Genomic DNA, 12,200 nt, shown 5'->3' on the forward strand with positions numbered 1-12,200 from the left:
TTCACAATAAAACTATTTTTTTAAATGATAAATATCGCAGTATTAGAAAAAAAATTTTATTCATTGAACAAGTTTAATTTGGTATTTGCTTCATTCTTCTTTAGTTTGATGACTTTATGCGTAAAAAATATTGATAAAAGGATACCTATTTATGAATTAGTTTTATTCAGATCATTTTTGAGTTTAATTATTACATTATTCATAATTAATCTAAAAAATATAAATCCTTGGGGAAACAATAGACCATTACTTATCTTAAGAGGTGTTTTAGGAACTTTAGCTTTAGTTTGCATTTTTTATGCGATAAGAAATATGCCCCTTAGTATATCTACAGTCATTCAGTACACATACCCTATCTTTATATCTATATTCGCTGGCATATTTATAAACGAAAAAATAACTCGGAATATAATTTTTGCTTTACTTGTTGGCTGGATTGGAATATTTGTAATAATAAATCCAAGTCAATTATCAAATATAAACGTTGAAATTGAAAATGTTTCGATCTCGATCGCATTTCTTGGGGCAATCTGCACTGCATTGGCTTACGTAACTGTGAAGAAACTTTCATTTACTGAAGATGTTTATGTAATTATTGAATATTTTCCACTTGTTTCTTTTATAGCTTTATTGCCAATTGTATTAATGAACTGGGTTACCCCAACCTGGAATGAATTAATTTGGATAATTGGCATTGGCTTATTTACTCAATTAGGTCAGACTTTCTTAACTATAGGATTAAAAAATTTGCCTGCTTCTGAAGCTTCAACAATTAACTATTTGCAAGTTTTATTCGGGTCAATTTGGGGGGTTTTGTTTTTTAGTGAAATAATAAATATAAATTTTTTATTAGGTGCTTCACTAGTATTATTAGGAACTATTATATCTACTACCAAAATAATCAAAAGGACATAGAATATAATTATTAAAATATAAAAAAAGTGAAATTTTTCTATTTAGCTTTATTATTTTGTTTTTCTCCAATTGTTCAAGTAAATGCAACAACACCAAAGTCAGTAACTTGCACAAGAACTGAATATAGAGAGGAATACATCCCTGGAACCAAATCAAATCCAGGCTACGTGAAAAGTTATGAGGTGGACGTTGTAATACCTTGTGGAGGTCAAAATACTGCTGAAAAAATAGATGATAATGACTGTAGTGAAGGTTCTGTTATAGGAGGACTTCTTGGTGCTGGAATAGCACTATCTTCCTCTAGAGGGAAAGATAGATTTTGGGCAGTACCTGCTGGCGGAACGGCAGGAGCACTAATTGGTTGTCAGGTGGATGGTGGTTAATTGATAAGTTGGATAAATGGAGAATTGGTTGAGTTATGGCAAACCAATCAAAAATTTTTTGTTTTAGTAAATTGTCAAGGATTAGGATACGAAATACAAATACTAGAATCCTTTTTTCTCAAATTAAAAAAAAATCAGATATCTAATAAAAAAATTACTCTTTGGTTAAAACATATTAAAAAAGAAGATTCAGATTTATTATTTGGCTTTACATCAAAGGAACAAAAGAATTTCTTTATTGAAATTTTGAGTATCCGAGGTGTTGGATCTCAAATCGGCATGGGTATGTTAAATAAATATTCTATTGGTGAAGTTATCAATGCAATAAAGACACAAAATAAAAAATTAATTTGTTCCGTACCTGGTATAGGACAAAAAACGAGTGATCGGTTAATTTTAGAACTAAAAAATAAGTTTAAAAGCGAAATACAATTTGAAGAAGAAAAAGCAAATGATGAATTTAAGATTAAGGATCCAGAAATTAATAAAATGATCGAAGATCTTCAGTTAACTCTTCAATCATTAAATTACAAAAATAAAGAAATCAAAACTATTTTGCCAATTATTATTAATGAAGTAGATTTCCTTGCAAAAAAGGAAAGTAATTTATCATTTGAAAATTTATTGAAATTAGCTATGAATTATCTAGATAAAGAAAGTAGTAATATAGCTAGCTGACGTAGTATCATAGGTTAAAAGAGAAAAAATTTATGTCATTAGATACAGCTGAAAAACAGAAGCTGATTGAGACTCATCAAGTACATCCAACTGATACAGGTTCAGCCGAAGTTCAAGTAGCACTTCTTTCAAAAAGAATATCGAAATTAAGTGACCACCTCCAAGGAAACATTCATGATTTTGCTTCAAGGCAAGGATTATTAAAAATGATTGGTAAAAGGAAAAGATTACTATCTTTCATAAAAGACAAAAACGTTCAGAGATATCAAGAGCTATTAAAGAAAATTGGAATCAGAGGATGATTTCAATTAATGAAAAAAAAGCAATCTAAAAAAAAGACACAATTTAAAAAGAAAAAAAATTATCTTGAGAAAACTGCATTTTCTAATCTAGAAAAAGCATCTAATACTGTAAATGCCCCAAAGAGATCATCTACTGGGATACCAAAATATGTTGCTGATAGAATGGCAAGAAGAATATTTTTTACAGCAGGAATTCCCACAATATTAGGGATGTCTGTTTTTGTTGTTAGCTACATTATAGTTACAAGAAATATTGCTGAGATACCTCCTTCATCAACAATTGCAATTTCAGCATTATTTTTTTTATTAGGTTTAGCAGGTTTGAGTTTTGGAATATTATCAGCTAGTTGGGATAAAGAGCCTGGTTCTTTTTTTGGTATTGAAAATATTCCAATGAACATACAACGTGCAAAAGCAGCTTTCAAACCTGCAACTCAAAATTTCGAAGACAAAAATTAATCTAAGAAACTAAAGATTTCAAATTAACTTTGAATGATTTATCTTCTAATAATTTGCATACCCCTTGAATATCTCCAACGCAAAATTGCTCGCCAAATTTAACGTAGGTAACGCTATTTTTATTTCTAACTGCAGCTAAAACTGGAATCTTTATTCCACATCTATCTTTATCTGGTTTAAATTTAGTTAAACAGTTTCTCAAGGTATTTTGTACTCTTACATCTGATGCTTGAGAACTTTCAAGATTAATTATAAGTAATTTAAGGTTATCTATTTCTCTACAATCATCAATTATTAATTGAGTCTTATCACTTTTTTTATCTATTGTTCCCCACACCAATAATCTAGTATCAGTCAAAAGAAATTCTGATAATCTTACATAGGTTTTTGGAAAAACTATCGCTTCACAACATCCAGAAAGATCCTCAAGCTGAACTATAGCCATCCTATCTCCTTTTCTTGTTGTAATTTGCTTTAAATCAGGGATCATTCCAACTAACGATACTTTGGTTCTATCTTTAGTTTCTTCTAACTGAGAAATGCCAATAGGTGAAACAAGTTTTGCTGGCTTAGTTAAATGCTTAAGAGGATGATCAGATAAATAAAAGCCTAATAGCTGTTTTTCTAACTTTAACTTCTCAATAAGTGAATAGTCATCAACCTTAGCTAATTGTGATTCGGAAAAAGCAACATTAGAGTATTCTTCTTTAGAGTCAAATAGATTTCCTTGGCCTGATAATCTATCACGATTTCTTGAAGAGGCCCAATCAATAACATGTTCAAGATCTGACAATAACTGAGCTCTATTATTATCATTTGAAAATTCGTCTAGAGCTCCACAATGAATTAGAGATTCAATACTTCTTTTATTAAGAATATTAGAAGGCAAACGGTCGCACAAATCCGCTAATGACTTAAAGGTCCCCGAGCTATTTCGGTTTTCAATTATATTTCTTATTGCAGAATCTCCTAAATTCTTAATTGCAGACAACCCGAATAAAATCTGATTATTCTTAATAGTAAAATCAACCCCAGAAAAATTGATGCTCGGGGAAATAACTTCTATTCCCATTGAATAACAATTAGAAATATATCTTTGCATCTTATCGCTAGAGCCGGAATTTACGCTTAAAAGGGCTGCCATATATGCAACAGGAAAATGGGCTTTTAAAAATGCAGTTTGATAAGTTACAGCACCATAAGCAGTTGAGTGACTTTTATTAAAACAATATTCTGCGAATAAAACCATCTGATCAAAAAGATCATTTGCTAATTTTTCATTTACTCCTTTCTTCTTAGAACCATCTACAAAAATATTCCTATGCTTTACCATTTCAGAAACTTTCTTTTTCCCCATCGCTCTTCGAAGTAAATCAGCATCACCTAGAGAATAACCGGCTAAGTCTTGAGCAATTTTCATGATTTGTTCTTGGTAAACCATAATTCCATAGGTTTCAGTAAGAATTGACTTAATAAAAGGATGAGGGAAATCAATCTTTTCGTTTCCATTTTTTCGATTTATGAATTTAGGTATAAGGCCTGCATCAAGAGGACCAGGTCTATAAAGAGCCAGTATGGAAGAAATATCCTCTAGAGAGTTAGGTTTGAAATCCTTAACCACCTGTTTCATTCCAGAAGATTCAAGTTGAAAAATACCTTCAAGATCTCCTCTCCCAATAAGCTCAAAGGTTTTACCATCATTTTGTGGTAACTCATCAATCATTATTTTCTTACCAGTAGATTGATTAATAAGAGAAACTGTCTTTTCAATCATCGTAAGATTCTTAAGACCCAAGAAATCCATTTTCAATAATCCAAGTGATTCGATATCGTCCATAGAATATTGGGTTATTATTTGTCCTTCATTATTTCTTTGAAGAGGTACAAGTTCGTCAAGAGGATCTGATGCGATAACAACTCCAGCAGCATGAACTCCATATGTTTTATTAGTTCCTTCTATTCTCAAAGCCAAATCAACCCATTTTTTCACCCTATTATCATTAATATATTTCTCTCTAAACTCTTGACTAGGAGAATTCTTATCAATCATTTCATTTAACTTAAATGGTTTCCCTCTTACGACCGGAATTAATTTAGCCAATTTATCCGCCTCTCCATATGGTATATCTAGAACCCTTGCGACATCTTTTAAAACCGCCTTAGAGGTCATCTTATTGAAAGTAATTATTTGCGCAACTTTATCCTCTCCATAACGATTAGTAACATAATCAATAACTTCATTTCTCCTATCAATACAAAAGTCGGTATCAATATCTGGCATTGACTTTCTTGCTGGATTTAAAAATCTCTCAAACAACAATCCATGCTCAACAGGATTTATATTTGTAATTTGAAGAGCATAAGCTACTAGTGAACCTGCGGCAGAACCTCTACCTGGTCCTACAGGAATAGAGTTATCTCTAGCAAATTTGATATAGTCCCAAACAACCAAAAAATAATCAGGGAAGCCCATATCTTTAATAATTTTTAATTCGGAAGATAGTCTCTTTTTATAGTTCTCATCAACTTCTGAAAGATCATTTTTTTTAAGTCTTTTTAAAAGGCCTTTATTAGATAACTGTGTAAGGAAGGAAAATGAATCTATATCTTCGTTAAGGGGGAATTTTGGCATTCTATAATTTCCAAACAGATCAAATACTTCAACTTTTTGAGAAATTTCTACTGTATTATTGACTGCCTCAACAATTGATTCATCATCAATATGATCTTTAAAAAGTTCAAGCATTTCATTTTCACTTTTAATATATTCTGTACCGGTATATCTCAATCTTTTTTCATCACTTATTAGTTTTCCTGTTAATACACAAAGCAAAGCGTCATGTGCTTCAACATCCTTACTTGATAAATAGTGGGCATCATTGGTTGCAATTACTTTTATTTGGTGCTTCTTCCCAATTTTTATTAATTCAACGTTAACAATTCTATCCTCAATAGAGCCATGATCTTGTATTTCTAGATAAAAGTCATCTGCAAATAATTTTTTATACCAAAGGGCTACATCCTCTGCTACATCTAATCTACCTTTTAAGATAGCCTGAGGTATTTCTCCACCAAGACAAGCTGTAGAAACTATAAGACCATCACTATATTTGCTTAAAAGAGATTTATCAATACATGGTCTTGAAAAAATGCCTCGACCTCTCATCCCGTTTAGGTGACTAATTGTTGTCAACTTAACTAGATTTTTATAGCCAGTATAATTTTTTGCTAACACCACCAAATGATATCTTTTTTCTTTTTTTGGTTGAGGATCATCAATAGATCCATTAATCACGTACATTTCATTACCAATAATTGGTTTTATACCTTTCTCATTACACTTCTTGACCAAATCAAGAACACCATACATAACTCCATGATCAGTAAGAGCGATCGATTCCATTCCAAGATCACATGCTCTTTCTACAATTTTTGAAATTTGACTGGCTCCATCAAGTAAGCTGTAGTCACTATGATTATGAAGCGGAACGAAAGCCATATTCAAATAATTTATATATATAAGATAGAGAAAATTTCTAAAATATCTATACTTTGTGATTACAAATTAATTATTAATACAAATTTAAAATAAAGGTCTGTTTTTAATTACCTGAGCATCAATTTCAAAAATATTTGCGGCATTCAATATTCTATGTTCCTCTAATACATTGCCTATCAATTGCATTCCGATAGGTAATCCTTTAGTATCAAATCCACAAGGAATACTGATGGCTGGGAGGCCTGCTAAATTAGCAGGAACAGTTAATAGATCAGACAAATACATTGAAAGTGGATCATTGACAAAATCTCCCTTCAGAAAAGCAGTGGTTGGGCAAGTTGGAGTTAATAAAACATCTACTTTCTTAAAAGCATTATCAAAATCTTTTCTTATAAGTGTCCTAACTTTTTGTGCCTTCTTGTAATATGCATCACTGTAGCCTGCTGACAAAGCATAAGTACCTATCAATATTCTTCTTTGTACCTCATCTCCAAAACCTTGAGCTCTACTTTTTGAGGTCATTTCTATAAGATTTGAACCTTCATTCGATCTGTATCCATATTTAACTCCATCATATCTAGCTAAATTTGCTGAGGCTTCAGATGGTGCAATTACATAATATGTTGCAATTCCATCATTAAATCTAGGACATTCAATTTCGATAATTTCAGCCCCTAAAGATTGGAATCTATCAACTCCAGAAAGGACAGATTCCTTAACTTCTGGATTAAGCCCTGGGTGTTCAAAACATTCTTTAATAATTCCAATTTTTAAATCCTTTATAGATTTATTTAAGTCAGTCAAATAATTTGGAACTGGCTTATCAAGACATGTGGAGTCAAAAGGGTCTTTACCAGATATTGAATAAAGAATTTCAGCAGCATCTGAAACAGTATTTGTAATTGGGCCAATTTGATCAAGAGAGCTGGCAAATGCTACAAGTCCCCATCTGCTAACTCTGCCATAGGTAGGTTTAAGACCTACAACGCCACAAAAAGAAGCTGGTTGCCTTATTGATCCTCCTGTATCAGAACCAATAGCCGCTGCACAAAATCCAGCAGCAACTGAAGCAGCACTACCGCCTGAACTACCTCCTGGCACTCTATTAATATCCCAAGGATTTGAAGTAACACCAAATACAGAAGTTTCCGTTGAACTACCCATTGCAAATTCGTCTAAATTTGTTTTTCCTAAACAAATTGCCCCTGAAGACCATAATTTACTCGAAGCGGTGGATTCATAAGGCGCAACAAAGCTTTTGAGCATTTTACTCGCACAAGTTGTTGCAACTCCTTTGGTGCAAATATTATCCTTTATTGCTATTGGCATCCCCGCGAGAAGAGGCAGTTTTTCATTATTTTGAATTAATTTGTCTATATTTTCAGCTTGGGATCGAGCAATATCTTTTGTAGCACAAATAAATGAATTAATTTCAGGATCTTTGTGGTCGATGTTGGCAAAGATATCATTAACTAATTCTTTAACAGAAGCATTATTGCTGGTGATTTCTTTTCTTAAAGAATTAAAATTCATTTCTTAATTTATTTCTTAAAAACACAGTTATCAAACAGTTAATGGTTCTTCTTTTTTGCATCTTACTAAACTATGTTTAATATTTTTAGACCCTTCATCAGTAAGATCTTTAATAAAAGAAGGCATATTTTCCTTTAAGCTGCGTTTAGTAATAAATGGGCCGAACCAGTAGGTACTACTAGGTTGATCTGTCTCAATTTTAGCCCACCAGGCTAAACCGAGTTTGTTTCCAAAGTTTCTAATCAATTTTATTGGCCTGAAAGACCATCAATTCTTGTTAAATTCTATACAATTTTGTAGTGAAAATTCAATAAATTTTTATTAATCATATAAATGTATTGAAACAACAACATTTTAGTGGTTTTAAAAAACAGTGCTTATTAAAAAAATTATTTTCCTGTCAATTGAAAAAGTGATATAGCCGCCGCCACAGAGGCATTTAAACTTGAAGTCTTACCTTTAAGAGAGATGCTTAATATAAAATCGCATTTTTTTTGAGTAAGCAAAGAAATACCTTTATCTTCAGAGCCAACTACAACTACCAAAGGAGCTTTTTCTTGAAAATTTGAGATAGATATTTGACCATCTCCAGATAAGCCAACAACAAGAAAACCATTTTTCTTAAGTTCCTCAAGTGCTCTATTTAAATTGACAACTCTAGTTACATGGAGGTGTTCTAAGGCACCTGCAGCTACCTTGGCGACTGTTCCAGTTAATCCTGCAGACCTTCTCTGAGGAATAATTACACCCTTACAATCAAATGCCTCAGCTGATCTGATAATCGCACCAACATTATGAGGATCAGTAATACCGTCTAATGCGACCAATACAGGATTTGAACAATTTAGCTTAGAAAAATCGATTAATTGTTCTAGGGATATTGTTTTAGAACATGCTAACTGCAATGCGACACCTTGATGTGAAGCACCATATGTCAATTGCGAAAGCCTGTTCCAAGAAACTTCTTCAATAAGAACTCCTTTTGATTTAAGATCCTTAAGCAAAATATAAAATTTGTCTGAGGAAAAAATTTCCGAAGTACACCAAACCCTATTAATTGCTCTATCACAACTAAGAGCCTCATAAACCGAATGTTTACCCCATATCCAATCATCAAAACTTCTCTTATTAATAAACTCCTGATTCATATCAGAATCTTTATTAGGAAATTTTGTATTAGATTTAAGTCTTGGATTTCTTCTTTTTAAAAACGAAGTATTATTTTCATCATTTTTTTTTAAATTTTCAACTTTCTTATTTTTAGCGGAATTGCTCAAAAATCTATCATTTTTTTCTGAACGATTTGTGTTTTTTGAGAAATTACCAAAATGTGAGTTTTTTTTGAACTCTTTATTATTTCCGCGAAATTTATTTGAGGAGTTTTTCATAGATTCAATTCATTTTTAATTCTAAATATTCAAAAAGTGTTGATAATCTTTGAGGATCTTTTAAAAATAGCCAGCCAATAAGAGTTTCAAAACCAGTTGCTCTAGAGTATATGGTGGGGTCTGTTGATTTTGGATATCTCTTAATTTTATTTCTAGCACGCCTAATTAGATCAATTTCATTTGAATTTAATAAATGTTCAATTTGACTTAATGATTTTGACTGAGATTTTGCTTTTACTTCGTTTACTACAGATAAATGGAGGTCTTTAGATTTTAAAGGAAAATGAACATGCCTTAGTCTTTGGTGGAGCTCCCATACCGAATCTCCAAGCCAAGCAAGTTGAATAACACCTATATCCTCGGGGGATCCATATGGAACCAAGTTTTGAATCCAATAATTCAATTCTTTAAATAATTTAATGCATCTTCAAGACTTGACTTCAAGTTAAGAAAATCCCCTAAACGAACAAGTTTAATAGTTTGAGCCACTCTCGAATTGCCAACGACAGAGAACCCAAGTTTAGATTTTTTGCATTCTTTCGAAGTTTGAACAAGTGCTCCAAGACCTGAGGAATCTACAAAATCTATTTTTGTAAGATCAATAACGAATGGTAAGTCATTATTTAAATTATTAGTAACAAAAGTCTTAAATTGTTTTTCTGAGAAAGCATCAAGTTGGCCTTTAAAAGTAAAAACCATAATGTTTTCTATAACCTCAAGGTTTCCTCTTAAAGAAACGGTTAATTTTTTGAAATCTTCTATGATCTAATACCTCCAAAAAATTTAATATATCAAATGTAATTATCAAATCAAAAGAAAACAATATGTCAACATCTTTCTAACATTAGAGAAACAAATTTTTTAAATAAATAATCTGAATCATGTGGGCCAGGTCCTGCTTCTGGATGATATTGAACACTAAATATAGGCTTATTATAAACCTCTAGGCCAGCAACAGTATTATCGTTGAGGTTATAGTGAGTAATTCTAACTATGTCCTTTGAGAGAGAATTGGGATCAATAGCAAAACCATGATTTTGACTAGTTATCTCAATTTTATTATTTTCTCCACAAGGATGATTTAAACCACGATGTCCAAAAGGTAATTTATAAGTTGAGCCCCCTAATGCTAATCCAAATATTTGGTGGCCAAGGCAAATACCAAACATAGGTATTTCTCCATATTCAATGAGCGCTTTTGCTAAGTTTATACCTTCAGTAACAGAAGAAGGATCGCCTGGTCCATTTGAGAAAAATATACCATCCGGCTTGTTAGAGAGAACATCATTTAGAGAAGAGCGAGAAGGTAATACCAAAACTTCACAACCATGGGACACAAGTCTATTAAGAATTGAATTTTTAATTCCAAAGTCAATTGCTACTATTTTTAAATTTTTAGAAGATTCATTACATCTTTTTCTTAAATCAAAAGTTGTTTTCGTATGACTTTTCCATATATATTGTTGCTTTGTTGAAACAACCTTTGATAAATTTAATCCCTCCATCTTTGGGGTATCACAAATTATCTTTAGACAACTTTCATCAGTTTTATCTAAAGAGGTAATAACTCCATTCATCGCGCCACTAGATCTTAAAATTTTAACAAGAGCCCTTGTATCAATTCCATATAGACCTATGATGTTTTTCTCAACTAACCATTGATTAAAATTATTTTTAGATCTCCAATTACTAGTATTAAAAGAAAAATTTCTAACAATTATACCTTTGACATTAATATCGGATTCTGAATCTTCAAAATTAATACCAGTATTTCCAATCTCTGGATAAGTGAATATTAATAACTGTCCATAATAACTTGGATCTGTAATAACTTCTTGATATCCGGTCATTCCCGTATTAAAAACTATTTCACCAACGGCAGTACCAGAAGCACCAAAAAAGAATCCTGGAAATACAATTCCATTACTTAAAACTAATTTCGCGTTTTTCTTATATGGATTAATCATCAATTTGAAATTAATTAATTTGCAGATAAATAATTTTTTAAAAGTAAAAACTTTTTCCAAGGATCTGCTTGATAAATAGAAGATAAAGCTTTGTTAAATCCTTCATTTAAATCATCCTCAATGCCTGCTGCCCAAAGCACTAGCGCAGAGTTCAAGGCAACTACCTCGATATGAGATTTTTGTCCGGAACCATTTAAAACAGACTTTAATATTTCCTCATTAGACTCAGCATCTGAAACTACAAGCTTTTCGTTAGGTATATTTTCATGATTAAAATCTAAAATATTTATTTTTGAAAACCGTAATTCACCATTATCAACAAATACTAACTTATTATCTCCTTGAAGCGAAGCTTCATCAAGACCACCAGACCCATGAACGACTATTGCTCTATTCATACCCATTTTTAAAAGTGCACTTCCCATAGGTTTTAAAAGATCCTCAGAAGCAACACCCAAAACTTGAGCATTGGGTCTTAAAGGATTTACCAATGGTCCAAGTTGATTAAATACTGTCCTTATTCCAAGGGTCTTTCTTAATGGAGCAAGTTTTATTAAGGATTTATGCCAAACAGGTGCGAACAAAAAAGTTATTCCAATTTCACTTACGGCTTTGATTACTTTTTCTAATGAACAATTTAAATTCAAACCAAGATTCAACAAAACATCAGCAGAGCCAACTTTTCCACTAGCACTCTTATTTCCGTGTTTTGCAACTTTTACTCCACAAGATGCAGCTACAAATGCAACTGCAGTCGAAATATTGAATGTATTAGCTCCATCACCCCCCGTTCCACAAGTATCTACCAAATGTAACTTTGGTCTTGCTAATGGCAATTCGCAAACATTTAAGAGTTCCTCAGCCATAGAACTTAGTTCGACACCTGTAGAACTCTTTGCTCTTAAAGCACTCAAAAAAGCTCCTGTTTCAACATCTGAAATTTCATCATTAAGCCATCTTTGCATTAAAGATCTAGAAGTTGATTGATCAAGGTCCACTCCCTCCAACAAATTATTTAGGATTTCAGAGTTTGATAGATTAGAAGACATTGATTTATGGAAGAAAAATTATGCAGA

The 12,200-nt window shown here is 31.9% G+C and carries 13 protein-coding genes; 5 read left to right on the forward strand and 8 right to left on the reverse strand.

The features are described from left to right. Positions 1 to 24: 24 nt before the first annotated feature. From BS621_RS00235 to BS621_RS00255, 5 genes are read left to right on the forward strand one after another with little or no spacing between them, the layout of a single operon-like run. A complete protein-coding gene (locus tag BS621_RS00235) occupies positions 25 to 915 on the forward strand; it encodes a DMT family transporter (protein WP_077141397.1) in 891 nt (296 codons plus the stop codon). A gap of 26 nt (positions 916 to 941) precedes the next feature. After that, positions 942 to 1,298 (forward strand): glycine zipper 2TM domain-containing protein, encoded by a 357-nt coding sequence (locus BS621_RS00240; RefSeq protein ID WP_077141398.1) that lies wholly within the window; start codon positions 942 to 944, stop codon positions 1,296 to 1,298. Next, complete coding sequence (gene ruvA / locus BS621_RS00245; protein WP_077141399.1) at positions 1,299 to 1,976, forward strand: Holliday junction branch migration protein RuvA; 678 nt, start codon at positions 1,299 to 1,301, stop codon at positions 1,974 to 1,976. It abuts the gene before it with no gap. 32 nt (positions 1,977 to 2,008) lie between these two features. Next, entirely contained in the window at positions 2,009 to 2,278 is a 270-nt protein-coding gene (gene rpsO, locus BS621_RS00250) for a 30S ribosomal protein S15 (RefSeq protein WP_077141400.1), read from the forward strand. A 9-nt stretch (positions 2,279 to 2,287) separates the two neighbouring features. Next, positions 2,288 to 2,737 carry a PAM68 family protein gene (locus BS621_RS00255; protein ID WP_077141401.1) on the forward strand — a complete coding sequence of 150 codons (450 nt, stop codon included), beginning with the start codon at positions 2,288 to 2,290 and terminating at the stop codon, positions 2,735 to 2,737. A gap of 1 nt (position 2,738) precedes the next feature. Here the strand turns inward: BS621_RS00255 and BS621_RS00260 are convergent, their stop codons facing one another. From BS621_RS00260 to trpD, 8 genes are all read right to left on the reverse strand, one after another. Continuing rightward, complete coding sequence (locus BS621_RS00260; RefSeq protein ID WP_077141402.1) at positions 2,739 to 6,236, reverse strand: DNA polymerase III subunit alpha; 3,498 nt, start codon at positions 6,234 to 6,236, stop codon at positions 2,739 to 2,741. 84 nt (positions 6,237 to 6,320) lie between these two features. Beyond that, on the reverse strand, positions 6,321 to 7,769 hold the full coding sequence (gene gatA / locus BS621_RS00265) for an Asp-tRNA(Asn)/Glu-tRNA(Gln) amidotransferase subunit GatA (protein WP_077141403.1): 1,449 nt from the start codon (positions 7,767 to 7,769) through the stop codon (positions 6,321 to 6,323). A gap of 30 nt (positions 7,770 to 7,799) precedes the next feature. After that, positions 7,800 to 8,015 (reverse strand): DUF1816 domain-containing protein, encoded by a 216-nt coding sequence (locus BS621_RS00270; RefSeq protein ID WP_077141404.1) that lies wholly within the window; start codon positions 8,013 to 8,015, stop codon positions 7,800 to 7,802. Between the two features lie 143 nt (positions 8,016 to 8,158). After that, positions 8,159 to 9,157, reverse strand: coding sequence for a 23S rRNA (guanosine(2251)-2'-O)-methyltransferase RlmB (gene rlmB, locus BS621_RS00275; RefSeq protein ID WP_077141405.1), 999 nt, complete (start codon positions 9,155 to 9,157; stop codon positions 8,159 to 8,161). Between the two features lie 4 nt (positions 9,158 to 9,161). Next, the gene (locus tag BS621_RS00280; protein ID WP_077141406.1) at positions 9,162 to 9,560 is read right to left on the reverse strand and encodes a Mini-ribonuclease 3; all 399 of its coding nucleotides are present in this window, start codon (positions 9,558 to 9,560) and stop codon (positions 9,162 to 9,164) included. Continuing rightward, a complete protein-coding gene (locus tag BS621_RS00285) occupies positions 9,557 to 9,856 on the reverse strand; it encodes an STAS domain-containing protein (RefSeq protein WP_025931835.1) in 300 nt (99 codons plus the stop codon). The genes BS621_RS00280 and BS621_RS00285 overlap by 4 nt, the downstream gene beginning before the upstream one ends. A gap of 128 nt (positions 9,857 to 9,984) precedes the next feature. Then, positions 9,985 to 11,124, reverse strand: coding sequence for a glutamine-hydrolyzing carbamoyl-phosphate synthase small subunit (gene carA / locus BS621_RS00290; RefSeq protein WP_077142626.1), 1,140 nt, complete (start codon positions 11,122 to 11,124; stop codon positions 9,985 to 9,987). A gap of 14 nt (positions 11,125 to 11,138) precedes the next feature. After that, positions 11,139 to 12,173, reverse strand: a complete 1,035-nt coding sequence (gene trpD / locus BS621_RS00295) for an anthranilate phosphoribosyltransferase (RefSeq protein WP_077141407.1) — start codon at positions 12,171 to 12,173, stop codon at positions 11,139 to 11,141. Positions 12,174 to 12,200 lie beyond the last annotated feature (27 nt).

This window comes from Prochlorococcus sp. RS04, from assembly GCF_001989455.1.
Lineage (GTDB): Bacteria > Cyanobacteriota > Cyanobacteriia > PCC-6307 > Cyanobiaceae > Prochlorococcus_A.